Below are 25,392 nucleotides of genomic sequence, written 5' to 3'. Positions count from 1 at the left end.
CGACGGTGGGGTGTCCGATACCGGAGCGCTGGGTACGCGGCGACGGACGGAAGGGGAGACCCATGCGGTTCCGTGACCGCGCCGAGGCCGGGCGGGAGCTGGCGGAGCAACTGCGCATCCGTCAGGACAAGGGGGAGCTCCCGCACCCGGTCGTCCTCGCACTGCCCCGCGGCGGCGTCGCGGTCGCCCGGGAGATCGCCGAGGTCCTTCAGGCCCCCCTCGATGTGCTCGTCGTACGCAAGATCGGAGCGCCGTTCCACGAGGAGTTCGGGGTCGGCGCGCTCGCGGGCGAGGACCCTCCGGTCTTCGACGAGGGGACCCTGTACCGGCTGGGGCTGGGCGAGGCCGACCTCGCGCCGGTGGTGGAGCGGGAGCGCAAGGAGCTGCGGCGCCGCGAGGAACGCTATCGGCAGGGCCGCCCGGCGCCGGAGCTGCGCGGCCGTACCGCCGTCGTGGTGGACGACGGGGTGGCGACCGGCAACACCGCACGCGTCGCGGTGCGCGCCGTACGCAACCGGTCGCCCGAGCGGCTGGTTCTCGCCGTGCCCGTCTGCGCCCCGGAGGCGGCAGAGGAACTGCGCCGGGAGGTGGACGAGTTCGTCTGCCTGCACGAGCCGCGGCTGTTCAGCGCGGTCGGCGAGTGGTACGAGGACTTCCGGCAGCTCACCGACGCCGATGTGCTTCAGGTGCTGCGGGGTGACTGAGGCTCATCCCAGGGCGGCGGGCTTGCCGAGCGCGAGCGCGCCGTCCGGGCCGAGGGTGACATGGACGCCGTAGCCGATGCGGTCGAGGGTCGTGTGCAGCCAGCCGCGGGCCTCCGCCGGCGCCGGCTCAAGACGCATACGACGGGCCAGCAGGGGCTCCATGCGCAGCCCGGCGAGTTCGCCCGTGTCCGCCGTCAGGGTCACGAAGTAGGCGATGCGCAGGTCGTCGCGGTACTGCTCGTAGCCGGGTATGCCCTCGTAGTCGTCGATGAAGTCCCCGCAGCCGTGCAGGATCAGCCGGCCCCGGTAGACCTCGACGGCGCGCGGGTGGTGCGAGGAGTGGCCGTGGACGACATCGGCGCCGCCGTCCACCAGGGCGTGGGCGAAGCGCCGCTGTTCCCGGGGGACCGGGTAGCCCCAGTTGGAGCCCCAGTGCACGGACACCACCACGAGGTCGCCGGCCTGCTTCACCTGCCGTATCCGCCGGACCGCCGCGGCGGCCGGGGCGGGTGACAGCTCGGGGACGTAGGCGACACCGGGCCGGTCGCCGGTCGCCGCCCAGCCCGCCGGGATGCCGCTGTCGGCGGCGCCCAGCGCGAAGACCAGCACACGGCCGCCGTGGGGGAGCGGCAGCGCCACGGGCGCGTACGCCTCCTCCGAGCCGCGTCCCGCGCCGGCCGTGCGCAGGCCCGCCCCGTGCAGCACGTCGAGCGTCTCCTTCAGGCCCGCGCGGCCGAAGTCCTGCACATGGTTGTTGGCCAGGACGCAGACGTCGGGCCGGGCGACGGTGAGGGCCGGCAGGTTGGCCGGGTGCATGCGGTAGTGGACGGCCTTGCCGGGCTCGAACGCGTCACTGCGCGTCACGGACGTCTCCAGGTTGACGATCCGCACATCCGGGCCGACCGCCTCCAGCAGCCGCAGCGCCTCGCCCCACGGCCACGCCGCGTCCACGGGGGCCGGGATCGGGCCGCTCACCGACTCCGCCATGTTCACGTAGGCGCGGGCGTCCGTGATGTACCCCTCCCGCAGCACCGGGTCGCCGGGCCGGGCCAGGATCTGGTCGACACCGCGTCCGAGCATCACATCGCCGCAGACGAACAGCGTCACCGTGCCGCCGCTCATGCCTCCACGGTACGAGCCCCGCGCGCCGCCGCCGACCCGTACCCCTCACACGTCCACGGTCACCGCGCAGGACCATCCGTACGGATCCGGCCCGATGCGCAGCCCGTGCCAGGACACGCCCCTCGGATCGATCCCGGTGACCTGCACGTCGGTGAGTTCGGCGAGGGCGAGCCTTACGTCGAGTTCGCCCTCCGCGGCGTCGGCCTCCAGGTCCACCGGCACCCGGCCGTCCTCGTCGAGACGTACGGCGACCTCGTCGAGGAGCGCCGTCAGGAGCCCCTCGTCGGTGTCCTCGGCGAGCCGCACCCGCTCCACCGAGGTGGGTCGTACCGTGGTGACGTCGGCGAAGCACTCCACCATCCCCAGCGCGGCCTCCACCAGACACCGCTCGCGACTCACCGCCCACGCCTCGATCCGTACGTCGTCCGGGTGCGGCACGGCCCGATGGCCGCTCTCGCCGCGCCGCCGCGCCTGAATGACGTCGTCCGTGTCGCCGACCATCGGCACCACCTGATCCACCGCGTCTGTCCCGAGGAGTGCTACACGGACAGGGATACCCGACACGGGGCACGGTGTACCGCCGCCGAGGCCGAAGGAGCCGACATGCCGGACATGGAGCAGGACGAAGCACGCGCGCGGTTCGCCGCGGCACAGGTCGCACGGCTGGCCACGGTCGACCCGGAGGGCCGGCCGCACCTGGTGCCGGTCGTGTTCGCGGCGGACGGCGACGAGATCGTCAGCGCCGTGGACGCCAAGCCGAAGCGGTCGAAGGGGCTCAAGCGGCTGCACAACATCGCCGTGCGCCCGGCGGTCTGCCTGCTGGCGGACGAGTACGACGCCGACTGGGACCGGCTGTGGTGGGTCAGGGCGGACGGCGGCGCCCGGATCCTGCCGCCCGACGCGGCGGACGAGGCCACCCGCGCCGAGTACGCCGAGGCCGTGGAACGGCTGCGGCGGAAGTACCCCCAGTACCGGCAGGAGCCCCCGGAGGGCGCCGTCATCGTGATCACCGTCCTGCACTGGAGCGGCTGGCGGGCGGTGTCGGGCGGCGCGTGACCCCACCCCGCGGCAATCCGCGGCGGCAGACCCATTGACCTTGACCATCCACGAACATAATCTCCGTCTTCATATGTAGACGACGTCTTCATGTGAGGACCCCATTCATTGGGGTGAACGTAAGCGGCCGGCGTTCAAAGGAGAACTGGCATATGCCGCTCGTGGTGGTCGGGATCAGCGTCCTGGTCCTGCTCGTCCTGATGACCAGGCTCAAACTGAACGGCTTCGCGGCCCTGCTCCTGGTGGCCGTGGGCGTCGCCCTGGTCCAGGGCATCGCGATGGAGAAGATCCCCGACGTCCTGGCCGAGGGCATCGGCGGCCAGATAGGCGACACGATGCTCACCATCGGGCTCGGCGCGATGGTCGGCCGGGTGCTGGGCGACTCCGGCGCCGCCCAGCGAATAGCCGGCCGGCTCCTCGAGGTGTGCGGGCCGCGCTGGGTGCAGGTGGCCATGGTGCTGACCGCCATGCTCATCGGCGTGACGATGTTCTACGAGGTGGCCTTCGTCATCATCGTGCCGATCGCCTTCACCCTCGTGCGGGTGACCCGCGCGAACCTGCTGTGGGTGGGGCTGCCGATGTCGATCGCCCTGTCCACCATGCACAGCTTTCTGCCGCCCCACCCCGGCCCCACCGCGGTGGCCGCCACCTTCCACGCCTCCGTCGGACTGACCCTGTTCTACGGCCTGTTCATCGCCGTCCCGGTCGGCGCGTTCATCGCCCTGCTGTGGCCGCGCCTGCCGTTCGTGCGGGCCATGAACCCCAGCATCCCCAAGGGCCTGGTCAGCGAACGCGTCTTCGAGGACGACGAGATGCCCGGCATGGGCTGGTCGCTGTCCGTCGCCCTGCTGCCCGTCGTGCTGATCGCCGGGGCGGCCGTGGCGGACCTGGCAGGGGCCGGCGACGGCGGCCCGATGCACTTCGTCGCGTTCATCGGCTCCGCGCCGATCGCGCTGCTGCTCACCCTGCTCGTCGCGATCTGGGCGTTCGGGCCGCGCATCGGCCGCAGCCTGGCCGAGGTCAGCGCCTCCTGCAAGGAGGCCGCCCAGGCGATGGCGATGATCCTGCTCGTGATCGGCGCGGGCGGCGCCTTCAAGAACGTCCTCGTCGAGGGCGGGATATCCGACTACATCAAGGGCGCCACCGACGGCTGGTCGATCTCCCCGATCATCCTCGCCTGGCTGATCGCCGCCATCCTCCGCGTCGCCCTCGGCTCCGCGACCGTCGCCGTCGTCACCGCCTCCGGCGTCGCCCTGCCCCTGCTCGCGGGCAGCGGCGTCCACCCCGAGGTCATGGTCCTCGCCGTCTCCTGCGGCTCGATCGCCCTGTCCCACGTCAACGACCCGGGCTTCTGGATGTTCAAGGAGTACTTCAACCTGTCCGTCCTCGACGCCATCAAGGCCCGCACCACCTACACGACGGTCCTCGCGATCCTGGGCCTCGGTGGCGTACTGGTCCTGGAACAGGTCCTCGACGCCCTCAAGGTCTGACCCATCGCCCGCCCTCACGAGAACGGCAACTCCCGCCATGAGCCAGCCCGTCGTCACCCGCTTCTCCGTGTATCCGGTCGCCGGCCGGGACTCGATGCTCCTCAACCTCTCCGGCGCCCACGCCCCGTACTTCACCCGCAACGTCGTCGTCCTGGAGGACTCCGAGGGCCGCACCGGCCTCGGCGAAGTACCCGGCGGTGAGAAGATCACGCGGACCCTGCGCGACGCCGAACCCCTGGTCGTCGGCGCCCGCGTGGGTGACTACAAGAACGTCCTGCGGGCGATCGGGGCCACCTTCGCCGACCGTGACGCGGGCGGTCGCGGCGCGCAGACCTTCGACCTGCGCACGACGGTGCACGCGGTCACCGCCGTCGAGTCCGCCCTGCTCGACCTGCTCGGACAGCACCTGGAGATCCCGGTCGCCGCCCTCCTGGGCGACGGCAGGCAACGCGACGCCGTACGGGTGCTCGGCTACCTCTTCTACGTCGGCGACCCGGACCGCACCGACCTGGACTACGTCCGCGCACCCGGCGCGGACGTCGAGTGGTACCGCGTCCGGCACGAGGAGGCGCTGACTCCTGAGGCGATCGTCCGGCAGGCAGAGGCCACCTACGACCACTACGGGTTCCGCGACTTCAAGCTCAAGGGCGGCGTCCTGGCCGGCGAGGAGGAGGTCAAGGCCGTGACCGCCCTGAAGGAACGCTTCCCCGACGCGCGGATCACCCTCGACCCGAACGGAGCCTGGTCCCTGCGCGAGGCCGTCGAACTGTGCGGCCCCCTCCTGGGCACCCTCGCCTATGCCGAGGACCCCTGCGGGGCGGAGGACGGCTACTCCGGCCGCGAGATCCTCGCGGAGTTCCGCCGGGCCACCGGCCTGCCCACGGCCACCAACATGATCGCCACGGACTGGCGCCAGCTGACCCACGCCCTGGCACTCCAGTCCGTGTCGATCCCGCTCGCCGACCCCCACTTCTGGACCATGCAGGGCTCGGTCCGCGTCGCCCAGCTGTGCAACGCGATGGGCCTGACCTGGGGCTGCCACTCCAACAACCACTTCGACATCTCGCTCGCGATGATGGCGCACTGCGGAGCCGCCGCCCCCGGTGAGTACAACGCCCTGGACACGCACTGGATCTGGCAGGAGGGACGGGAACGGCTCACCGTCGAGCCGCCGCGCATCACCGGCGGCGAGGTCGCCGTACCGGACACACCCGGACTGGGCGTCGACCTGGACATGGACCGGCTCCTCGCGGCGCACGAGCTCTACCAGGACAAGGCGCTGTCCGGGCGGGACGACGCCGCGGGCATGCGGTACCTGGTCGAGGGCTGGACCTTCGACGCCAAGCGGCCCTGCCTCGTGCGCTGAAACGCTCCCGGACCGCCGTCAGAGGGCGAAGACGCGGCGGGCGTTGCCGTGCAGGAAAAGCTCCCGCGTCTCCTCGTCCAGGCCCAGTGTGTCGAGGTGCTCCAGGGCCCGACTCGGCGTGATCATCGGGTAGTTGGAGCCGAACAGCACCTTGCGGCGGCCCCGTCCGCGCAGGTAGTCCACCAGCTCCGGCGGATAGCGGCGGACGGTGTAGGCGCTGGTGTCGATGAAGACGTTCTCGTGCTTGTCGGCGACCGCGATCATCTCCGTCGTCCACGGGTAGCCGATGTGCCCGCACACGATCGTCAGCTCGGGGAAGTCCAGCGCCACCTGGTCGATGTAGGGGATGGGCCGCCCGGTCTCCGACGGCCGCAGCGGGCCGGTGTGCCCGACCTGCGTGCAGAACGGCACACCGAGGTCCACGCAGGCGGCGTACAGCGGGTAGTACAGCCGGTCGGTGGGCGCCAGCCCCCACAGCCACGGCACCACGCGCAGCGCCACGAAGCCCAGCTCCTCGACGGCGCGCCGCAGTTCCCGCACCGCCGCCATCGGGCGGGCGAGGTCGGCCCCCGCCACCCCGCGCAGCCGTCCGCCGGCCTGTTCGACGAAGCCGGCCACCTCGTCGTTGTCGACCAGCGTCCCCTGCGGGCCGTACCAGGCGGAGGCGAGGCCGACCTCGACGTCCGCGGCCTCCAGTGCCGCCACGGTGACCTCGACCGGCAGCGGCTTCTCCAGCCGCTCCATGCCGGTCCACCGGCGCAGCGACTCGAACATCTCGTGGTTGGCGTGGCGCGGGGTCGGGTGCTGCATCCAGGCGTCGATGACGGGCATGGGGGGCGGCCTCTCTGCGCGGGCGCGGGAGCGCGGAGTCCCGCGCACGACCTCACTTCACCAGTGAAGTGAGCATGGCGCCGCCCCGTCGGGTCTGTCAACATCGGTCCATGTCCGAGCCCGATCAGCGTCTGTACTTCCTGCTCCAGCGCGCGGCACACCAGCTGCGCGTCGCCTCCGACCGGCGACTGGTGGCCGCCGCCGGGATCACCACGGCCCAACTCGGCGCGCTGTACGCGGTTCGCGACGAGCCCGGCATCACCCAGCAGGGGCTGGCCCGGGTCCTCGGGCTGCGCGAGTCCGCCGTCACCGGACTGGTCGGCCGGCTCACCGCGGCCGGCCTGGTCGCCAGACGGGCGCATCCGCGTGAACACCGGGCTGTGGTGCTGGAGTTGACCGAAGAGGGCGCCGCCGCGCTCGACGCCGCGCAACCGGAGGTCGACCGCTTCAACGCCGAGGCACGGGCGCTGCTCGGGGAGGACGGGTTCGCACAGACCGCGGCGGCGATGCGCGCGCTGGCCCAGTGGGAGGCGCCCGACGCGGGCGGGTGACCGGGGCCCGGAACCGGCGGAGGCCGACTGCCGTCGCCCGCGCCGCCACTATCGTGAGCCCATGAACTCGACGCGAGTCTCCCGGCACGTCGACGCCCCGCGTGCGGCCGTCTACCGAGCCCTGCTGGACGCGGATTCCGTGTCCCGTTGGCGGGTACCGGACGGCATGACCGCGCGGGTGCACGAGTTCGACGGCCGGGAAGGCGGGGCGTTCCGTGTCTCGCTCGTCTACGACCTGCCCACCGGCACCGGCAAGTCGGACGCGCAGACCGACACCTACCACGGCCGCTTCGTGCGGCTGGTGGCGGACGAGCTGGTGGTCGAGGAGGTCGAGTTCGAGAGCGACGACCCCGCCCTGCACGGCACGATGACCATGACGACCACCCTGGCCGACGCCGCGGGCGGCGGCACCGACGTCACGATCGCGCACGAGGGCCTCCCCGACGTCGTGCGCCCCGAGGACAACGAGACCGGCACAGTCATGGCCCTGGCCAACCTGGCCCGGCTCGTGGAGAGCACACCGCCGTCTTCGTTTACGTGATCTTCGTCTGGAGTTCGCCGAGCGTACGAAACCGCTCGCTTCCATGCGGAAGTATGGACACCGAACTGCTGTCAGGGCTGCGCGTCGACTACACCGACCAGGACGACCCCGTACTGATCAGGCCGGACGGCAGCCCGGTGGACACCTGGCGGGAGAACTACCCGTACCAGGAACGCATGGAGCGTCCCGAGTACGAGTGGCACAAGCGGCTCCAGCAGATCGAGCTCCTGAAGCTCCAGAGCTGGATCAAGGAGTCCGGCCGCCGGCTCGTGATCGTCTTCGAGGGACGCGACGCGGCCGGCAAGGGCGGCACCATCAAGCGCTTCACCGAGCACCTGAACCCGCGCGGCGCCCGGGTGGTCGCGCTGGAGAAGCCGACCGAGCGGGAACGCGGTCAGTGGTACTTCCAGCGGTACGTCGAGCATCTGCCGACCGCCGGCGAGATCGTGCTGTTCGACCGGTCCTGGTACAACCGGGCCGGCGTGGAGCGCGTGATGGACTTCTGCACCGACGACGAGTACCGGCGCTTCATGCGGCAGGCCCCGGCCTTCGAGCGGATGCTCGTGGACGACGGCGTCGACCTGGTGAAGTTCTGGTTCTCGGTGTCCCAGAGCGAGCAGCGCACCCGCTTCACCATCCGCCAGGTCGACCCCGTACGGCAGTGGAAGCTCAGCCCCATGGACCTGGCCTCGCTGGACCGCTGGGACGACTACACCGCCGCCAAGGTCGCCATGTTCCGTGAGACGGACACCGACCACGCGCCCTGGACGGTGGTGAAGAGCAACGACAAGAAGCGGGCCAGGGTCGAGGCCATGCGCAGCGTGCTCGCCCGATTCGACTACGACGACAAGGACGAGGAGGTCGTCGGCGCCCCCGACCCCCGCATCATCGGTGCCGCCGCCGGTCTGCTGGAGGCCGGCGAGGACGACACCGCGGACGGGAGCTGAGGGCACCTAGCCGCGGGGGAGCACCGTCACACGACGGAAGTTGCAGGTCTTCTCCGCCGGCTGCCCGGCGGGGGCGGGCCGCTGCTGATGGGCCTTGAGCGCGGCGCTGACCAGGCTCATCAGCAGATCGACGTCCGTGTCGCAGTCGAGGTGCACGGTCACCCAGTCCGAATCCGGGACGAGCCGGATCGCGGTGGAGACCTGAAGATCGTCGCGCAGCCGCCGGATGGCCGGCACCGTCAGATGCAGGTCCACGTCCCGGTCGGAGTGGAAGTGCACGATCTCGCTGTGGACGGTGCGCAGTGCCCGCCCGGTGCCGCAACCGGCCGGGCCCGAGCTGAGGTCGGGCCAGGCTTGCAGTCGTTCGATGGCACGTTGGGCCGGTGTCATAGCCCCATAGTCACCCGATCACCGCTTCGCAACCAGAGGTTGAGCGATTCGTAACCGGTGTGTGAGGTGTCTGACAGCCGCCCTCCGTCCGCTGTGAGCAGCTCCTACTCCGGCGGCGTCGGGGTGTCGTGGGTGCGGTACATGGCCTGTACGTCCAGCTCCAGCTGCACCGTCGGCCCGACCACCGCGATGCCACGGGCCAGCATGCTGCGCCAGTTCAGGGTGAAGTCCTCCCGGTGCAGCTCCGCCTTCGCGAGCGCCGCGCACCGCAGCTCCTCGCCGTAGCCGCCGTTGACCGAACCCAGGTAGGTGGTGTCCAGATCCACGGAGCGGCTCACGCCGTGCATGGTCAGCGAACCGTGAAGCGTCCACTTGGCGCCGCCCCGGTAGGCGAAGCGGGTGCTGGTGAAGTCGATGTACGGGTAGCGCTCGACGTCCAGGAAGTCACCCGAACGCAGATGCGCGTCCCGGGTGTTGTTGCCCGTCGTGATGCTGGCCGCGTCGATCCGCACGGACACCCTCGACTCGGCCATGTCGGGCGCCACCCGGATGCCGCCCGTGAACCGTTCGAAGCGGCCGTGGACATGGGCCATGCCGACGTGCTTGGCGATGAACCGGATCGCCGTGTGCGGCGGGTCGAACAGCCAGGTGCCGGGCGTCGGCAGCTCCAGCTGCCGGGCCGACGCCAGCTGCACGCGGACGGTGGGCCGGGCCGGATCGGCGACCACGTCCAGGGGTTCGCGGTACGGCGACAGGCCCTCGGCCGTGATCATGAGGCTGTAGCGGCCCGGGGGCAGGGCCGCGAAGAAGAGGCCGTACGGGTCCGTCGTACCCGACGCCACGACCTGGTGCGAGTCCAGCGCGGTCACGGTCACGTCGGCGCCGCGCAGCGGCAGCCCCATCGGATCCACGACCTCGCGGCCCACGACGCCCGCTCCGGGCGGCACGGGCAGGGGAACACCCGGGGCTCCTCGGGAGCGTCGACTCCTGAGCAGACCGAGGGGCATGCTGATCACCTTTTCTTCCGGCGTGGGGGGAAACTTCGAACGGTGGGGGGTGGGTTCGGGGGAGGGTCAGCCGGCGACCGTGGCCGGTGGTGCGCCCTCGTGGGCGGCCCGCAGCACTGCGAGCACGCCGTCGGCCGTCACCGGTCGGGGGTTGGCGTACGCCTGGTTCGTGGCCTGCTCGGCCGCGGTCGCCAGGTCGGCCTCGGTGAGGCCCAGTTCGGCGAGCGAGCGGGGCGCGCCGAGGCGTCCGGCCAGCTCCCACAGGGCCGTCGGCGCGTCGGCCGCGTCCAGCGCGCGGGCCACGGCCGCTGCCGCCTCCGGGGCCGCCGAGGCGTTGTACGCCAGGGCGTACGGCAGCACCACCGTGTGCGTCTCCGCGTGCGGCAGCCCGAAGGTGCCGCCCAGGACATGGCACAGCTTGTGATGCAGGCCCATGGTGGTCGCGCCCAGACAGGACCCGCACAGCCAGGCCCCGTACAGGGCACGCCCGCGCGCCGCACGCGACGCCGGGTCCGAGGCCACCGCCGGGAGCGCCCCCGCCATCGCCCGTACGCCCTCCTCGGCCATCAGCGCGATCAGCGGCGAGGTGTCCGGCGCGTACAGGGCCTCCACGGCGTGCGCGATCGCGTTGACGCCGCTGGTCACCGAGAGCGGCACGGGCAGCGAGAGGGTGAGTTCGGGGTCGTAGACCACGCTGCGGGGCAGCACCTTCGTATCGCGGCCGGTGCGCTTGACGCCGTTCTCGGTCAGGCCCCACACCGGGGTCATCTCCGAGCCGGAGTACGTCGAGGGCACGGCGATCAGCGGCAGGCCGGTGCGCAGCGCGATCGCCTTGCCCAGCCCGATCGACGAACCGCCGCCCACGGCCACGCACCCGTCCGCGCCGACCGCGCGAGCCGTCTGCACGGCGGCGTCCGCGACCTCGGCGGGCACGTGCATCCGGGCCCGGTCGTGCAGCCCGGCGCAGGCCGGACCGAGCGCGTCGGCGACCGCCCGCGCGGTGTCCGCGCCCCGCGTCCCGCACACCACCAGCACCCGCCGCAGCCCGAGCCGTTCCACCTCGCCGGGCGTCGCGGACACGGCCGCGCCGGCGCGGAAGACGACCCGGCCGGGCCGGCTCTCGTAGGAGAAGTCGAGGGCGTTCGTCACGACGGCTCCAGCACGAGGTCGAATCGGGCCTGCCGGAACGGGTTGGCCACGCCGAACCCGCCTGCCGCGGACGGGTCGTCGACGGGGGCGAAGTCGGTGACGAGGCCCGGCTTGACGGCGAACACCGCGTCCGATTCCAGGTAGTCGCTGCCCGCCACGAAGATGTGCGTGGTCACCGGAGCGTGTCCGGCGGCGGAGGCGATGAAATGGATGTGCGCGGGCCGGTAGGGATGCCGTCCCGTGGCCCGCAGCAGCCCGCCGACCGGCCCGTCCGTCGGGATCGGATACGGGCTCGGCACGCACGTACGGAACCAGAACCGGCCCTCGTCGTCCGCGGTGAACAGGCCGCGGCCGTTCCCGGCGGGCTGTACGTCCGGCTGCTGCACGTCGTAGAAGCCGTTGCCGTCGGCCTGCCAGACATCGACCACCGCGCCGGGCAGCGGCGTGCCGTCCCGGGACAGCACCTGCCCACTGACCACGCACGCCTCGCCGCCGCCCACCAGGTCGATGTCCGCGCCGAGCTCGCGCACGGGCGAGGCGGTCATGTGGAAGGGGCCCAGGACGGTCGACTCGGTGGTGCCGGGGCCGTGCCGGTCGTTGATCGTCTCCACCAGCATCGACAGGCCGAGCACGTCGGACAGCAGGATGAACTCCTGCCGGGTGTCCGTGCACATCTGCCCGGTCTCCGTGAGGAACCCGATCGCCCGCTCCCACTCCTCCTGCGTCAGCCCCGTCTCCCGGGCGAAGGCGTGCAGATGCCGCACGAGTCCGGTGAGCAGCTCCCGCAGCCGCGGATCGCCGGTGTCCCGCAGAGCGGCGACGACCTCGTCGGTGACCGTCGGCTCGTCCGCCATGTCCGCTCCCTCTTCGTCGTCCTGTGCGCCCGTCCCATCCGTGCCCGGATCGGTCGCACTCATCCCAGCCGCACGCATCCCGGCCGTGCCTCTCGAACGTGTCTTTCAACCGTGTCTTTTCAACCGTGCCCGAGGATTCGCCGCAGTGCGTCCGTGAGCAGCGGTTCGGCGTCCGCGGTCGCGTCGGCGTGCCGGAACGTCACATAGCCGTCGGGGCGGACGAGGAGAGCACCCCCGTCGGAGATCCCGCTCAGGGCGGCCCAGTCGCCGTAGGGGTCCTCGTACTCCTGCCCGGGGCCGACGACGACCGTCGCGATGTCGAGGGGCTGGGCCTCGGCGGCCCGCAGCCATGCCTCGCCCCCTATGCCGGTGAGCAGCGTGAAACGGCCCTTTCCGACGGTGTCGAGGGTGGACAGCGTGCGCGTCCCGGAGGTGATCCAGGCGTGCGGGAGCTTTGCGCCGGGGCAGGAGGACGGCTGGTGGTGCAGCTCGGGATCGCGGGCGCAACCGGGGTCCGGCGTGCCGTCGGGGACGATCGCGGCGGACGTGTAGCGCTGGTTGAGGTCGACACCGTGCGCGTTGAACTCGTACACCTTGAAGGCGATGGCCTCGCGCAGCGCGGCCCGCTGCTTCGCGGCGGCCTCGGTGGCGTCCTTGCGGGCGGCGATGTTGGCCCACAGCTGCTCGGGCGTCTGCGGGGACAGCCCGTCGAGCGCCTCGAAGATCGGCGCGGTCTCGGCGATGGACTTGTTGGCGCGCGTCACGATCTGCCTGCCGACCGGCGCGCGCTCCGCGGTGTAGGTGTCGAGGAGCCGCGGCGAGGCCTCCCCGCCGAGGACGAGCTTCAGCTTCCACGCCAGGTTGTAGGAGTCCTGGACGGACGTGTTGGAGCCGAGCCCGTTGGACGGCGGGTGACGGTGCACGGCGTCCCCGGCGCAGAACACCCGCCCGGCGGAGTACGTCTCGGCGTACATCTCGTTGACCGTCCACGCCGAGGACGACTTGATCGTCACCGGGATCTCGTCGTCGCCGACCAACTGCCGTACGACGGAAAGGGCGTACTCCTCGGTGAGGTCGGGGGCGCCCGCCGTCACGTCGTAGCCCCACACGATCAGCCACTCGTTCCAGGGCCGAACGCAGCGCACCAGGCCCGCGCCGATGCCGCCGACCCTGGCGCCGGGCGCGAGCACCCAGTACAGGGTGGAGGGGCGGTGCGCGGTGTACTTGCCGAGGTCCGCGTCGAAGACGATGTTGATGCTGCCCGCGACACCCATCTGACCGCCCATCGGCAGCCCGGCGTCCTCGGCGACCTGGGAGCGTCCGCCGTCGGCGCCGATCAGATACCGGGCACGGATGCTGTACTCGTCACCGCGCAGCCGGTCCTCGACGGTGACCGTGACGCCCGAGTCGTCCTGGACGAAGGACTTGTAGACCGTGCTGAAGCGGAAGTCGGTGCCGCGGGCGATCGCCGCGTTCACCAGCACCGGCTCCATCAGATGCTGCGGCATGTCGCACATCCGGGTCGGGCTGGCCAGCTCGTGCGCGGCCTGCACGAGCGGATCGTTGCCCCACGAGCGGACCCGGCCGAGCTCCTCGCCCGCGAGGCTCGTGCAGAACGTCGTGTTGCCCATCAGATGCTGGGGCGTCGCCCGCGCGATCACGTCCTGCTCGACGCCCAGATCCCGCAGCACCTCCATGGTGCGCTGGTTGGTGATGTGGGCGCGGGGCGTGTCCGCGAGGCTCGCGTACCGCGTGACGACCATGTTGGGCACGCCGTACGTGCTCAGCGCCAGCGCGGCCGACGCGCCCGCCGGGCCGCTGCCCACGATCAGTACATCGGTCTCGACGACGGTGTGCACGACAGAACGCTCCAGAAGATGAGAACCGACCCGGGTCCTTCAAGATCATGGAGCGGGGCGGCCCTTCACGGGTGTCTCAATACGAGACAACCCGCCGGTCGCCCGCGGGGGACGGAGCGGGAGCGGGGCGACCCGCCGTCGCCGGCTGTGCGACGCCCCGGATACGGTGAGGGCGCCATGACCACCGCGGAACAATCCCCTGCCCTCGCCCCGCTGCGCCAGGCCCGCGAACGGTTCCTGACGGGGCGTCCCCTCCCGGACGGCGTACCGGACGACGTCGTGGCCGCCTGGCGGCGCGCCCGCTTCTTCGGCGTACGCCCCGATCTCGACGGCCCCGTACGGGAGTCGCCCCAGCCGGCCGACTCACCCCTGCTGGAGGCCGCCCGCCCTGCGCTGACCCGGATCGCCCCCGCCCTCGACGCCGGCCGCACCGCGCTCGTGCTCACCGACGAACGGCTCAGGGTGCTCTGGTCGACCGGCAGCGCGCCCGGCGACGACACCTGCGCCGACCTGTCCGAGCGGGAGGTCGGCCACAACAGCGCCGCGCTCGCCCTGCGCACCCGGCGCCGTGCCGAGGTGCACGGTCCCGAGCACTTCCTCGACGTCTGGCAGGACGTCTCCGCGGTCAGCGTGCCGCTGTTCTCCCCGGAGACGGGGCAGGTGCTCGGCACGCTGACGGTGGCCCGCGCCCTGTGGGCGGGCTGCCGGCCGCATCCGGGCGCCGCCCTCGCCGAGGCGGCCGCCGCCGCGGTGGAGGCCGAACTGCGGGCACGCGCGCGTACCGAGGAACGGGCACTGCTCGACGCCTACGAGCGGGCCGCGCGGGGACGGGAGCGGGCGGTGGTCGCACTGGACGGCCGCAACCGCCTGATCAGCGAGGCGGCGGCCGGCCTCGCCTCGCCACAGGTCCTGGAGGCACTGGAGCGCGGCGCACGGGTCCGGGGGAGGGGCACCGGGGAGTCGTACGGCGTCCCGTCGCCCGAGGACGCCTGCGAGTCCTACGGCGTCCCGCTCCCCGAGGGCGCCGGCTGTACCGCCGAGATCACTCCGGTACGGCACGAGGGCCGCGTCCTCGGCCTGGTCGCCGTGCTCGCCCCGCGTCCCGTGGAGCCCGAGCCGTCGGCGCCGGGCCCCGGGGGCGCGCTGGTCGGAGGCTCGGTGGCCTGGCGGCACGCGGTCGCACGGGCGACGGAGCTGTTCCGCGCGCCGGGACCCGTGCTGGTGACGGGCGAGCGGGGGACGGGCAAGACGGCCCTCGCCCTCGGACTCCTCGACGGCACGGACCCGTTGGTCGTGGACGCCGCCGAGTCACCCGAACTCGGCCTCAAGGACGGCGAGTGGGAGGTCCCCTCGGCCGGAGAGTGGGGGAGGACCGGCGACCGCCCCCTCCTGCTGCGCCACGCCGAACGCCTCTCCCAGCCGGACGTCGCCGCCCTGAACTCACTCCTGGAACAGCACCCGGACGCCCGCCTGATCGCCACCCACACTCCCGGAACCTCGCCGGGCCCCTGCCTCCAGCGCCTCCTGGACACCCTCGCGGCCCGCTCCGTGACCCTGCCCGCGCTGCGCGAACGCCCCGAGGACATCAGGGAGTTGCTGCCCGCCCTCACGCCCGGGCCGGCACCCGGCAGTCCACCGCTGACCTGGACGCTGGACGCACTGCGCGCGCTGGAGCAGCATTCATGGCCGGGGAACGTCACCGAACTCGCCCATCTCGTACGGGCCTTGGCGGGCGGACGCCGGGTCTTCGGGCCGGTGCGGCGCGGCGAACTGCCCGACCCCGTGCGCGAAGGGCCCGCGGGACGCACCCTCAGCCCGATGGAGCTGGCCGAACGGTCCGCGATTCTGGAGGCGCTGCGCCGCCACGGCGGCAACAAGGCGCGCGCCGCGACAGCGCTGGGAATCGGCCGCGCGACCCTCTACCGGAAGCTGCGTGAGTACCAGGGCCGGGACGCCCAGAACGGGCCGAGGCCCTGAGCGTCCCTGACCTGCGCGGTGTTCAGCGGGCTCCGGTCCAGTTGTGCGCGACGTCGATGACGACGCGACCGGCGGCCACCCACACCCGGAACGGCAGCCGCGCGCGGACGCCGAGCCCGATCTGCGTGTCCCCTTCGAAGCTGCCCACGAACCGGGCGTCCCGGAACGTGCGGTACCCCGTGAGGTTCACGCCCGTCAGACGCTGACCGGCCTTCGCCGGATAGGTGGGCTTGCCGGTGTCGGGGTCGTACGCGGGCGCCGTCACGCGCACCTCGAGAATGGCGCCGCCGCCGACGGTGATCTGCCGGCCCGAGCCGTCCTGGTAGAGACGGCTGACGTACCGGACGGAATAGCCGAGTTCACTGCTGCCCGCGCCGGGGACGTCGACGACCATGCGGTCGAAGCAGGCGTGCCGGCCCGTCCTGACGTTCGTCAGCGGCTCCAGCGTGCCCGCCGAGCGGGTCTCGGCCTGGCTGCCCCAGCCGGTCGGACAGGCCGTGGCCTGCGTGGCGGTGGTGCCGGCGGTGGCTTCGGCCGGGACCGCTGCCACACCCAGCGTGGCGACCATGAGTGCCGCAGTCGCCCATGCGGTTCTGTTTCGTACCATTGCGTCCCCCGAGAGGTGATGTGCCTGATATTAGGGGAGACAACCGTCTTGGCCCAATGGTTGCACGGTTACGGAGCCCGGTCGTCCGGACTTTTCCGCGATCGACCGCCAGCTCGGGAACCGGTGCCGGACCTGGGACGTTCTACGAGGGACGGCCGCGATCAGCGGGCGCGGAGGATCTGTGCGAAACCTGTCAGGGGGCAATGTGACGCGGTTACTGGTCGTAGGGGGCGGAATCGCCGGCACCGGGGCGGCACTCGCCCTGCACAAGGCCGGACATGACGTCGCCGTGTACGAGGCGCACCCGGACTCCGCGGAGGACATTGGCGCCTTCCTCACCCTCGCCAGTAACGGCATGCGCGCGCTGGCGGAGGTGGACGCCTCGGCGGCGGTGACCTCGATCGGCTTCCCGCTGACCTCGATGCGCGTCCTCGACGACACGGGCGCCGAGATCGCCCAAGTGCCCCTCGGCGAAGCCGGAACACCGCATCTGCGGTACCGGTGCGTGCGGCGAGGTGACCTCAACGCCGCCTTGCAGGCCGAGGTGACCGGCCGCGGCATCGGCATCCGGCACGACATGCGCCTGGTCTCGGTCGACGACGGCCCCGAAAACGGCGTCACCGCCCACTTCGCCGACGGCACCACGGCGACCGGCGACCTCCTCATCGGCGCCGACGGCCTCAGCTCCACCGTCCGCGGACTCACCGCCCCCGACCGGCGGCCGGTCTACTCCGGGCAGCAGGTCTTCTACGGCTACACCCGCCAAGCGCCCCCGGCAGCCCGGCCCGAGACCATCACCATGGTGCGCGGCAGCGCCGTCGCCTTCGGTTACGCGGTCTCGCCCGAGGGAGAGACGTACTGGTTCGCACGCGTCGCCGGCGAACCCCTCGCCGCGGCCGACATCGAGCACGCCGGCCCGGCCCACCTGCGCGACCTGCTGCTGCCCCTGCTCGGCAAGGACAGCACCCCGGCCGCGGACCTCGTCGCCGCCACCTCCGACGACCTCATGGTCACCAACGCCACCGAACTGCCCACCGGCACCCCCTGGCGCTCCGGCCGGACCCTGCTCATCGGCGACGCGGCCCACGCGGCGTCCCCGGCCACCGGGCAGGGCGCGTCCATGGCACTGGAGGACGCCGTCGTCCTCGCCAAGTCCCTGCGGGACGCGCCGGACACGGACACCGGGCTGTCCCTCTACGAGACCCTGCGCCGCCCCCGGGTGGAGCACAACGTCACCGTCAGCGGCAACATCTCCCGAGGCACCCACAACCCGTCCGAGCGCCGTCCCGGAGGCGGCGCCCCGACCCGCCCCGGTGACGACGAGCTCGCGGGGCACCTGGAGTGGGACACCGAGCTGCGGCTGCCCGCGACTTAAGTCGATGCAGTGGCCAACCGGCGCAACCCCGCAGCGCACAGGCCCCTCATAGAGGTCGAACCACCCAGGGTTCGCCGAGAGGAGCACCTGTTGGCCCGTCAGTTGTCCCGTCGACAGTTCGTGGTCTATTCGCTCGCGGCGACCACCCTGACCGTCGCGGCGCCGCTCGGCTGCGACGGCTCCACCGCCGAGGGAGCCGAGAAACCCGCCGACGGCGCGGACGGCGCACGCCGCTCGTCCGACGTCCTGGTCACCGCAACCGACGAGGAAATGCTGGTCCTGGAGGTCACCCAGGCCAACAAGGTCGTCGTACGGCTGCCTCGTGTCGAGGTCGGCCAAGGCGTCACCACCGCCGTCGCCATGATGATCGCCGAGGAGCTCGACGCCCGGCTCGCCGACGTCGAGATCCCGCTCGCGGAGGCCCGCAGCAAGGGCAACCAGTACACCGGCGGCTCCAGTTCGGTCAGTTCGCTATACGGCCCGGCCCGGGAACTCGCCGCCATGGCACGCGCCAAGCTGGTGACCGCGGCCTCCCGACGCTGGCACGTCCCCGCGCGGACCCTGCGCACCCGCGGTACCCGGGTCATCGCACCGGACGGCCGCATGGCCACCTTCGGTTCGCTGACCAGGAGCGCCGCCCCGATCACCAGACCCACCGTGCCCGCCACGCCCAAACCGGCGTCCCAGCACCGGCTGATCGGCCGGCCGACGAACCGCATCGACGCCCGCGACATCGTCACCGGGAAGGCCGAGTACACCGGAGACCTCGCGGTGGCGGGAGCGAAGCCGACGGTCGTGGCCCGGCCGCCGACGCTCGCCGGGAAGATCGTCTCGGTCGACTCCACGGCCGCCCGCGCCATGCCCGGCGTCCACGCGGTCGTCCGGTTCGGCGGCGGTGTCGCCGTGGTCGCGGAGACCTTCCACCACGCCCTGCAGGCCCGCGACGCCCTGCGCATCAAGTGGGCGCCGGGACCGCTGGCCGGCGTCTCCGACAGCCAGATCCGCTCCCGGCTGCGCGCCGCCGTCCCGAAGCTGGGGAACCCGCCCAGCGGATCGGAGCAGACCGAGGCCGAGTTCGAGTTCGCCTTCGTCAGCCACGCGCCGATGGAGGTCCTCACGGCCGTGGCGGACGTACGGCCGCAGCGGGCCGAGATCTGGTTCTCCTCCCAGACGCCCATGTCCGCGCGGGAGGACATCGCCTCGACGATCGGCCTGCCCGCGTCGAAGGTGCGGATCCATGTGATGCGCGGCGGCGGCTCGTTCGGACGGCGGCTCAACCACGACGCCGCGATCGAGGCGGCCGTCATCTCCAAGAAGGCGCGCCTCCCGGTGAAGCTGATGTGGAGCCGGACCGACGACATCCGGCACGGCCGGATGCGCCCGGCCTCCCACCACCGCGTCCGCGCCAGCCATGCCCAGGGCCGCGTGGTGGCCTTCGCCCACGCGACCGCCTCGGTCAGCGAGTCCTTCGACGCCCGGGGCCTGTCCGCCCAGGGCGGCGCCCGCTCCGCCGTGCGCGGCCCCGCGGCGGCACCGCTCCCCAGCGAGAGCGGCCTCTACAACTTCGGCCGTCTCTCCGGCGATTCGGGCTCCGTCGAGCTGGCGGTGCCCCTCGGCGCCTGGCGCTCGGTGGACTCCGGCACCGTCCGCACGGCCGAGGAGATCGTCGTCGACGAGGTCGCCCGCGCTCTCGGCAAGGACCCGGTCGCCTTCCGCCGTACGACACTGCGGAGCAAGGCGGTCAAGGCCGTACTGGACAAGGTCGCGACCGCGGGGCAATGGGGCCGCAACCTGCCAAGGGGTCATGCCCAAGGGGTCGCCGTGCACGAGGAGTACGGCTCCTGTGTTGCCTGCCTGGTCGAGATCGACGCCGTCGACCCGAAGAACCCGAGGGTGACCAAGGTGGTGATGGCGGCCGACGTCGGAACCGCCGTCAACCCGCGCGGACTCGAGGCCCAGCTCATGGGCACCGCCGTCGACGGCATCTCCACCGTGCTGCGAGCAGGGCTGCACATCGACAAGGGCGCCGTCCGCGAGAGCAGCTTCGCCGACTTCCACTACGCCCGCCAGCGGCACGCCCCGCAGCACTTCGAGGCGCACATCCTGCCCTCCCGGCGCGAGCCCGGCGGAGCCGGTGAACTCGGCGTCCCCGCCGCGGCCGGAGCCGTCGCCAACGCCTACGCGCGGGCGACCGGCACCAAGCCGCGCCGCTTCCCCCTGAACTTCTGAGCCACCCGAACTTCTGAGCCACCCGAAGAGAAGGTCCCCATGCCCTCCTACTCCTTCACCCTCAACGGGAAGCGGGTCACCGTCGAGGCACCCGCCGACATGCCCCTGCTGTGGGTGCTGCGCGACCTGCTGAACGTCACCGGCCCCAAGTACGGCTGTGGCGTCGGCGCCTGCCGTGCCTGCACCAGTCACCTCGACGGCGACGAGATCCAGCCCTGCGTCGTCAAGGTCGCCGACTGCGTGGACCGTGAGGTCACCACCATCGAGGGCCTCGCCGACGGCGGCCGGCTGCATCCCGTGCAGCAGGCCTGGCTCGACTGCGACGTCGCCCAGTGCGGCTTCTGCCAGCCGGGCCAGATCATGGCCGCGGCGGCCCTGCTGAAGAAGACGCCCAAGCCGACGGACGCCGACATCGACAGGATCGAGAACGTCTGCCGGTGCGGCACCTACTCCCGGATCCGCGAGGCGATCGAGAAGGCCGCCGCCAACGGCTGACCCGGCCAAGGCCCCGGGCCGTCGTACGCTGAGGCCCGTGCGCAACAGCTCCGCAGGTCCGGGCGCCGTGGCGGCTCGGCTCACCGGGATCGCGATGGCCGGGGAACGCCGTCTGTCCCCGTCGCTCGCCGAAGTCACTCTCGACGACGGCCGGGTGGTCATGGTCAAGCGCGGCGACGGCGACCGGGCCGCGCGGGCCGAGGCGGCGGGGCTGCGCTGGCTGGCCGAGGCCGGCACCGTGCGTGTTCCTGCGGTGCACGGTGAGGACGCCGGGTGGCTCGTCACGGACCAGGTGCCGACCGGCGGGCCCGATGCCCGGTCGGCCGAGCGGTTCGGCCGTGAACTGGCGGCCCTGCACGCCTGTGGGGCACCCGCGTTCGGCGCCCCACCGCCGGGCGGCCCCGAGGACGCGTACATCGGTCTCGCCCCGATGCGCAACGTCACCGGCCCCGACTGGCCCCGCTGGTACGCCGAGCACCGGGTGCTGCCGTATCTGCGCGGCGCGGTCGACGACGGCACGATCCGCAGCGCCGAGGCGCCCGTCATCGAGCGGGTCTGCGAGCGGCTCCCCGAACTGGCCGGCCCCGCCGAGCCGCCCGCCCGGCTGCACGGCGACCTCTGGAACGGCAACGTCCTGTGGGGTACCGACGGCCACGCCTGGCTCATCGACCCGGCCGCGCACGGCGGGCACCGCGAGACCGACCTGGCCATGCTCCACCTCTTCGGCTGCCCCCACCTGGACCGGATCCTCGACGGCTACCAGGACGCCGCGCCCCTCGCCGACGGCTGGGCCGACCGCATCGCCCTGCACCAGCTGTTCCCGCTCCTGGTGCACGCCGTGCTCTTCGGCCGCGGCTACGCCGAACAGGCCCTCGCGGCAGCCGGATCGGCCCTGAGGAGCTGACCGAGCGGGCAGGGGAGAAGGCGGATCACTCGGCGCCGCGCACGGGGCGGCCCGTGAACGCGTCCAGCAGGATCCGGTCGCCGAGGGGCCGGTCCAGTTCGACCGTCACCTTCTCGGCCAGCAGCTGCGCCGTGCAGATCCCGTCCTTCGTTCCGACCATGTAGCCGGACAGCACCACGCTGTCGTCCGTCTCCAGCACGTCCACGGCCGGTCCGTCGTCGCATGCCCCGTGGTGGGCCCGCACGGTGACGGACCGGCCGTCGGCGGCCACCGCGACCACCCGGTTCAGCTCCCACAGCTCGTTCGTGGGGGAGTCGACCGCGCTGATGGGCGACTTGGGCGGCTTCGACGGGGCGAGCGCGACGCGCTTGAGCGGAGTGTCGTAGCCGTCGATCGTGAACAGCCAAGCCGGGACGGTCGCCGGGCCGCGACTGGTCGCCACCGTCGTCTCGCCCAGCCTCGCCCCGGTGACCGTGAGACGCGGCCCGGGACCGTTGCCGCCGCCCAACTTGTCGTACGCCGCGCGCGCATCCATGAGGGGGAGGGTCAGGGAGTCGCCGTCCCGCCAGGTCACCTTCGCGTCCTTCCGGGAAGTCTTGGGAAGGTCGCCGCGCAGGGCGAAGTTCCGGCTGAGGTACGCCTCCTTGTCGGCGCCGCTGTGGAAGGCCCTGTCGGGCAGTTGCACCGGATCGCCCAGCGGGTAGTAGCCCGCGCGCCAGGTCTCGGCGGCCGACGAACCGTCCCAGGCCTTCGCCACCTCGAGCGCGCGGGACCTGGTGTGCGGTGCCGGCTCGGACGCGCCCGAGCCCTTCGAGTCGTCACCGCACCCGGCGACGAGCAGACCGAGGGCGGCGAGGGACAGGGCGGTGCGGGAAGCGGTCGTACGCATGGAAACCCCCGAGTGGACGGCGACGAGCCGGTCGGGGCGGTGTCGGCGCACAGCCCGTCACTCAGACGCACGAAGCGCGCGCCGCGTTCGGTCAGACCAGGGACTGCGTGCCGAGCACGGCCAGCAGCGCGAGGCGCTCGGCGTCCTCGGTGCCGGGTGCGGCCGTGTAGACCATCAGCCGCAGATCGCTGCCCGCCACCGCGAGGATGTCGCAGTCCAGGGTCAGCGGTCCGACCTGCGGATGATCGATGATCTTGTGGCCGGTCTCGTGACGGCCGACCCTGCCCGTGTCCCACAGCTCCGAGAAGCGCGGGCTGTTCGCACGCAACTCCGCTATCAGCCGCCGCAGTTGGGGGTCCGACGGGTAGCGGCTCGCGGTCGCGCGAAGGTCGGCGACGAGGCCGGACTCGAACGCGGCCCTCTCCTGCGGGGTCTGCCGGGCCCGGCCGCGGGGGCCGAGGAAGGCCCGCCACACGCCGTTGCGTTCGAAGCCGCGCCATCCGGAGGGGTCGCCCATGAGCGCGGCGTAATGGGGATTGGCCAGCAGCAGCGTCCAGGCCGCGTCGTACACCCCGACGGGAGTGCCGTTCAGCCGGTCCAGCAGGCGCTGCACGCTCGGCGTGATGTGGGCGGGGACCGCGTCCGGGCCGGGCGGCGCCAGGCCCGCCAGCCGGAACAGGTGCACGCGCTCGTCCGCCGACAGCCGCAGCGCCCGGGCCAGGGCCTCCACGATCTGCCCGGACGGACTGCTCGCCCGGCCCTGTTCGAGACGCGTGACGTAGTCGACCGAGATCCCGGCCAGCAGCGCCAGCTCCTCCCGGCGCAGCCCCGCCGCACGCCGGTGCCCACCCGAGGGCAGACCCGCCGACTCGGGCGCGACCCGGTCGCGCCAGCGGCGCAGGGCCTGTCCGAGCTCAGTCGCCGTCATGCTCCCCAGTGAACACCGTCGGGCAGACGCGTGCCTGGTACCGGCAGTCCCAGGAAGACGGGACGGCTGGCTGACCCGCGCGCGGCGCAGCACGCTGAGGACATGACGACAACACTCATCACCGGAGCGAACAAGGGACTCGGCTTCGAGACCGCACGCCGGCTCACCGAAGCGGGTCACACCGTCTACATCGGCGCCCGCGACGCCGAGCGCGGCCGCCGCGCCGCCGAAGAGCTCGGTGCCCGGTTCGTGCAGCTCGACGTCACCGACGACGCCTCCGTCCAGGCAGCCGTGAAGACCATCGAGGCCGACGGCGGACTCGACGTCCTGATCAACAACGCCGGGATCGAGGTCAGGGGCGAGAACAACGGCATCCCCGCCGCCGCGGACACCACCGCCGACGAGATACGCACGGTCTTCGAGACGAACGTCTTCGGCGTCGTCCGAGTCCTGCACGCCTTCCTGCCGCTGCTCCAGCGGTCCGGCGCGCCCGTCGTGGTGAACGTCAGCAGCGGCCTCGCCTCGCTGACCACACTGTCCGACCCGGACTCGCCGGCCCACTTCTACCAGGCCGTCTCGTACCCGACCTCGAAGACGGCGGTCAACATGATCACCGTCCAGTACGCGAAGGCGTTCCCGCGGATGCGGATCAACGCCGTCGAGCCCGGCTTCACCAACACGGACCTCAACGGGCGCACCGGCACCCAGACCGTCGCGGAGGGCGCCGAGATCATCGTCCGGATGGCACAGGTCGGCCCGGACGGCCCGACCGGCGGCTACCTGGACGTGAACGGGCCGCTTCCCTGGTGACGAGGCCGGCCCGCCGGTGACGTGGTCCCTCAGACGACGCCGTCGGCGCGCAGGGCCGCGATCTCCTCGGCGGTACGGCCGAGTTCGGTCAGGATCGCCTCGGTGTGCTCGCCCACCGCGGGCACCGGGTCCATGCGCGCGGGCACTCCCATGAGGTCGGCGGGCGGCAGCAGGGCCCGCGCCGTCGCACCACCGGGCACCGCCACGTCGCGCCAGCGGTCACGGCCGGCCAGGACCGGGTGGTCCAGGAACGCAGCGACGTCGTTGACCCCGGCACAGGCGATGTTCATGGACTCCAGGTCCTTGAGGATCTCGTCGGCGTCGGAGCGGGCGCAGCGCTCGGCGACGACGGCGTTGAGCTCCTCGCGATGGGCGACACGGGCCGAGCTGGTGGCGAAGCGCGGGTCGTCGGTCAGGTCGGCCCGGCCGAGGAACTCCGCGCACAGCACGGCCCACTCCCGCTCGTTCTGGATGGAGAACAGCACCTCCTTGCCGTCGGCGGCCGGGTAGGCGCCGTACGGGGCGAGGGTGGGGTGCTGGGTGCCGAGCCGGGGAGGCTGGGTGCCGCCGTACTCCGTGTAATAGGCGGGCTGGCCCATCCACTCCGCCAGCGCCTCGAAGAGGGACACCTCCACGGGGTGGGCCGTACCTGTGGTGGCGCGTGTGAACAGGGCGGTGAGGATGCCGCTGTAGGCGTACATCCCGGCGGCGATGTCGGCGACGGAGATGCCGACGCGCGCGGTCTCCTCGGCGGTCCCCGTCAGGGACACCAGCCCTGTCTGGCACTGCACCAGCAGGTCGTACGACTTCCGTCCGGCCCACGGTCCGGACGTGCCGTACCCGGAGATCGTGCACGGGATAAGCCGCGGCCACCGCTCGCCGAGCGCCTCCGCACCGAGGCCGAGACGGTCGGCGGCGCCAGGGGCGAGGTTCTGCACGAACACGTCCGCGGTGTCGAGGAGCCGGTGCAGGATCTCCTGGCCCCGCGGGGCCTTCAGATCCAGCGTGAGCGACTCCTTCGACCGGTTGAGCCAGACGAAATAGCTGGACTGCCCGTGCACGGTGGTGTCGTACCGGCGGGCGAAGTCCCCGTCGCCCGGCCGCTCGACCTTGATCACCCGGGCCCCGAGATCGGCCAGCTGCCGGGTGGCGTACGGGGCCGCCACGGCCTGTTCGAGGCTGACGACGGTGATGCCGGACAGGGGGAGACGGGGCGCGTTCATGAGGCCATTCGTACGGCCCCGGCCAAGATCCCGTCAACGGCACCCCGGCGAATACCGCGACACGTTCATGTGAGTACATCTATTGCGT

At 72.4% G+C, this 25,392-nt stretch carries 25 protein-coding genes; 13 read left to right on the top strand and 12 right to left on the bottom strand.

The window, feature by feature from the left end:
• The first annotated feature begins 62 nt into the window (after positions 1 to 62).
• Positions 63 to 704: a phosphoribosyltransferase gene (locus CP983_RS04045; protein WP_150498564.1), complete on the top strand. Its 642-nt coding sequence runs from the start codon at positions 63 to 65 to the stop codon at positions 702 to 704.
• Between the two features lie 3 nt (positions 705 to 707).
• Here CP983_RS04045 and CP983_RS04040 read toward each other — a convergent pair whose 3' ends face one another.
• Together CP983_RS04040 and CP983_RS04035 are read right to left on the bottom strand one after the other, a co-directional pair.
• Positions 708 to 1,826: a CapA family protein gene (locus tag CP983_RS04040; protein WP_150498563.1), complete on the bottom strand. Its 1,119-nt coding sequence runs from the start codon at positions 1,824 to 1,826 to the stop codon at positions 708 to 710.
• Between the two features lie 45 nt (positions 1,827 to 1,871).
• Entirely contained in the window at positions 1,872 to 2,327 is a 456-nt protein-coding gene (locus CP983_RS04035; RefSeq protein WP_150498562.1) for an archease, read from the bottom strand.
• Positions 2,328 to 2,429: 102 nt separating this feature from the next.
• Here CP983_RS04035 and CP983_RS04030 point away from each other — a divergent pair, with 102 nt between their 5' ends.
• The 3 genes from CP983_RS04030 to CP983_RS04020 all read left to right on the top strand — a co-directional run bounded on the left by CP983_RS04030 (position 2,430) and on the right by CP983_RS04020 (position 5,738).
• Entirely contained in the window at positions 2,430 to 2,882 is a 453-nt protein-coding gene (locus CP983_RS04030) for a TIGR03668 family PPOX class F420-dependent oxidoreductase (protein WP_150498561.1), read from the top strand.
• Between the two features lie 113 nt (positions 2,883 to 2,995).
• Positions 2,996 to 4,372, top strand: a complete 1,377-nt coding sequence (locus CP983_RS04025) for a gluconate:H+ symporter (RefSeq protein WP_268256179.1) — start codon at positions 2,996 to 2,998, stop codon at positions 4,370 to 4,372.
• 37 nt (positions 4,373 to 4,409) lie between these two features.
• The gene (locus CP983_RS04020; RefSeq protein ID WP_150498559.1) at positions 4,410 to 5,738 is read left to right on the top strand and encodes an enolase C-terminal domain-like protein; all 1,329 of its coding nucleotides are present in this window, start codon (positions 4,410 to 4,412) and stop codon (positions 5,736 to 5,738) included.
• A gap of 18 nt (positions 5,739 to 5,756) precedes the next feature.
• On the opposite strand, the gene CP983_RS04015 is transcribed toward CP983_RS04020, so the two are convergent.
• On the bottom strand, positions 5,757 to 6,569 hold the full coding sequence (locus tag CP983_RS04015) for an amidohydrolase family protein (protein ID WP_125524306.1): 813 nt from the start codon (positions 6,567 to 6,569) through the stop codon (positions 5,757 to 5,759).
• A 110-nt stretch (positions 6,570 to 6,679) separates the two neighbouring features.
• Here CP983_RS04015 and CP983_RS04010 point away from each other — a divergent pair, with 110 nt between their 5' ends.
• The 3 genes from CP983_RS04010 (at position 6,680) to ppk2 (ending at position 8,608) form a co-directional block, all read left to right on the top strand.
• Complete coding sequence (locus CP983_RS04010) at positions 6,680 to 7,120, top strand: MarR family winged helix-turn-helix transcriptional regulator (RefSeq protein WP_150498558.1); 441 nt, start codon at positions 6,680 to 6,682, stop codon at positions 7,118 to 7,120.
• A 61-nt stretch (positions 7,121 to 7,181) separates the two neighbouring features.
• Positions 7,182 to 7,661: an SRPBCC domain-containing protein gene (locus CP983_RS04005; RefSeq protein WP_150498557.1), complete on the top strand. Its 480-nt coding sequence runs from the start codon at positions 7,182 to 7,184 to the stop codon at positions 7,659 to 7,661.
• Positions 7,662 to 7,714: 53 nt separating this feature from the next.
• Positions 7,715 to 8,608 carry a polyphosphate kinase 2 gene (gene ppk2 / locus CP983_RS04000; RefSeq protein ID WP_107908443.1) on the top strand — a complete coding sequence of 298 codons (894 nt, stop codon included), beginning with the start codon at positions 7,715 to 7,717 and terminating at the stop codon, positions 8,606 to 8,608.
• 6 nt (positions 8,609 to 8,614) lie between these two features.
• On the opposite strand, the gene CP983_RS03995 is transcribed toward ppk2, so the two are convergent.
• The 5 genes from CP983_RS03995 to CP983_RS03975 form a co-directional block, all read right to left on the bottom strand.
• Positions 8,615 to 8,998 carry a luciferase domain-containing protein gene (locus CP983_RS03995; RefSeq protein ID WP_150498556.1) on the bottom strand — a complete coding sequence of 128 codons (384 nt, stop codon included), beginning with the start codon at positions 8,996 to 8,998 and terminating at the stop codon, positions 8,615 to 8,617.
• 104 nt (positions 8,999 to 9,102) lie between these two features.
• Positions 9,103 to 10,005, bottom strand: a complete 903-nt coding sequence (locus CP983_RS03990; protein WP_150498555.1) for a YceI family protein — start codon at positions 10,003 to 10,005, stop codon at positions 9,103 to 9,105.
• Between the two features lie 66 nt (positions 10,006 to 10,071).
• The gene (locus CP983_RS03985; RefSeq protein WP_150498554.1) at positions 10,072 to 11,154 is read right to left on the bottom strand and encodes a maleylacetate reductase; all 1,083 of its coding nucleotides are present in this window, start codon (positions 11,152 to 11,154) and stop codon (positions 10,072 to 10,074) included.
• Entirely contained in the window at positions 11,151 to 12,008 is an 858-nt protein-coding gene (locus tag CP983_RS03980) for an intradiol ring-cleavage dioxygenase (protein ID WP_150498553.1), read from the bottom strand. Before CP983_RS03980 ends, CP983_RS03985 begins: the two co-directional genes overlap by 4 nt.
• Before the next feature lie 119 nt (positions 12,009 to 12,127).
• Positions 12,128 to 13,867, bottom strand: coding sequence for an FAD-dependent oxidoreductase (locus tag CP983_RS03975; protein WP_150498552.1), 1,740 nt, complete (start codon positions 13,865 to 13,867; stop codon positions 12,128 to 12,130).
• 177 nt (positions 13,868 to 14,044) lie between these two features.
• Between CP983_RS03975 and CP983_RS03970 the strand changes: the two genes are divergently transcribed.
• Positions 14,045 to 15,844, top strand: a complete 1,800-nt coding sequence (locus tag CP983_RS03970) for a sigma-54-dependent Fis family transcriptional regulator (protein WP_150498551.1) — start codon at positions 14,045 to 14,047, stop codon at positions 15,842 to 15,844.
• Positions 15,845 to 15,866: 22 nt separating this feature from the next.
• Here the strand turns inward: CP983_RS03970 and CP983_RS03965 are convergent, their stop codons facing one another.
• The gene (locus tag CP983_RS03965; RefSeq protein WP_107908450.1) at positions 15,867 to 16,451 is read right to left on the bottom strand and encodes an AMIN-like domain-containing (lipo)protein; all 585 of its coding nucleotides are present in this window, start codon (positions 16,449 to 16,451) and stop codon (positions 15,867 to 15,869) included.
• Positions 16,452 to 16,656: 205 nt separating this feature from the next.
• Here CP983_RS03965 and CP983_RS03960 point away from each other — a divergent pair, with 205 nt between their 5' ends.
• The 4 genes from CP983_RS03960 (at position 16,657) to CP983_RS03945 (ending at position 21,454) form a co-directional block, all read left to right on the top strand.
• The gene (locus CP983_RS03960; RefSeq protein ID WP_150498550.1) at positions 16,657 to 17,826 is read left to right on the top strand and encodes an FAD-dependent oxidoreductase; all 1,170 of its coding nucleotides are present in this window, start codon (positions 16,657 to 16,659) and stop codon (positions 17,824 to 17,826) included.
• 120 nt (positions 17,827 to 17,946) lie between these two features.
• The gene (locus tag CP983_RS03955) at positions 17,947 to 20,055 is read left to right on the top strand and encodes a xanthine dehydrogenase family protein molybdopterin-binding subunit (RefSeq protein ID WP_150506375.1); all 2,109 of its coding nucleotides are present in this window, start codon (positions 17,947 to 17,949) and stop codon (positions 20,053 to 20,055) included.
• 39 nt (positions 20,056 to 20,094) lie between these two features.
• On the top strand, positions 20,095 to 20,550 hold the full coding sequence (locus CP983_RS03950) for a (2Fe-2S)-binding protein (protein WP_150498549.1): 456 nt from the start codon (positions 20,095 to 20,097) through the stop codon (positions 20,548 to 20,550).
• A gap of 94 nt (positions 20,551 to 20,644) precedes the next feature.
• Positions 20,645 to 21,454, top strand: a complete 810-nt coding sequence (locus CP983_RS03945; protein WP_150506373.1) for a fructosamine kinase family protein — start codon at positions 20,645 to 20,647, stop codon at positions 21,452 to 21,454.
• 25 nt (positions 21,455 to 21,479) lie between these two features.
• Here CP983_RS03945 and CP983_RS03940 read toward each other — a convergent pair whose 3' ends face one another.
• Complete coding sequence (locus CP983_RS03940; RefSeq protein ID WP_150498548.1) at positions 21,480 to 22,343, bottom strand: hypothetical protein; 864 nt, start codon at positions 22,341 to 22,343, stop codon at positions 21,480 to 21,482.
• Positions 22,344 to 22,434: 91 nt separating this feature from the next.
• On the bottom strand, positions 22,435 to 23,271 hold the full coding sequence (locus tag CP983_RS03935; protein WP_150498547.1) for a helix-turn-helix transcriptional regulator: 837 nt from the start codon (positions 23,269 to 23,271) through the stop codon (positions 22,435 to 22,437).
• A gap of 102 nt (positions 23,272 to 23,373) precedes the next feature.
• Here CP983_RS03935 and CP983_RS03930 point away from each other — a divergent pair, with 102 nt between their 5' ends.
• Positions 23,374 to 24,081, top strand: coding sequence for an SDR family NAD(P)-dependent oxidoreductase (locus CP983_RS03930; RefSeq protein WP_150498546.1), 708 nt, complete (start codon positions 23,374 to 23,376; stop codon positions 24,079 to 24,081).
• 29 nt (positions 24,082 to 24,110) lie between these two features.
• On the opposite strand, the gene CP983_RS03925 is transcribed toward CP983_RS03930, so the two are convergent.
• Positions 24,111 to 25,304 carry a CaiB/BaiF CoA transferase family protein gene (locus CP983_RS03925; protein WP_150498545.1) on the bottom strand — a complete coding sequence of 398 codons (1,194 nt, stop codon included), beginning with the start codon at positions 25,302 to 25,304 and terminating at the stop codon, positions 24,111 to 24,113.
• Positions 25,305 to 25,392 lie beyond the last annotated feature (88 nt).

This window comes from Streptomyces chartreusis (genome assembly GCF_008704715.1).
Classification (GTDB): Bacteria; Actinomycetota; Actinomycetes; order Streptomycetales; family Streptomycetaceae; genus Streptomyces; species Streptomyces chartreusis.
Note: the sequence above shows the minus strand (reverse complement) of the source record. Positions and strands in the feature narration are given on the sequence as shown.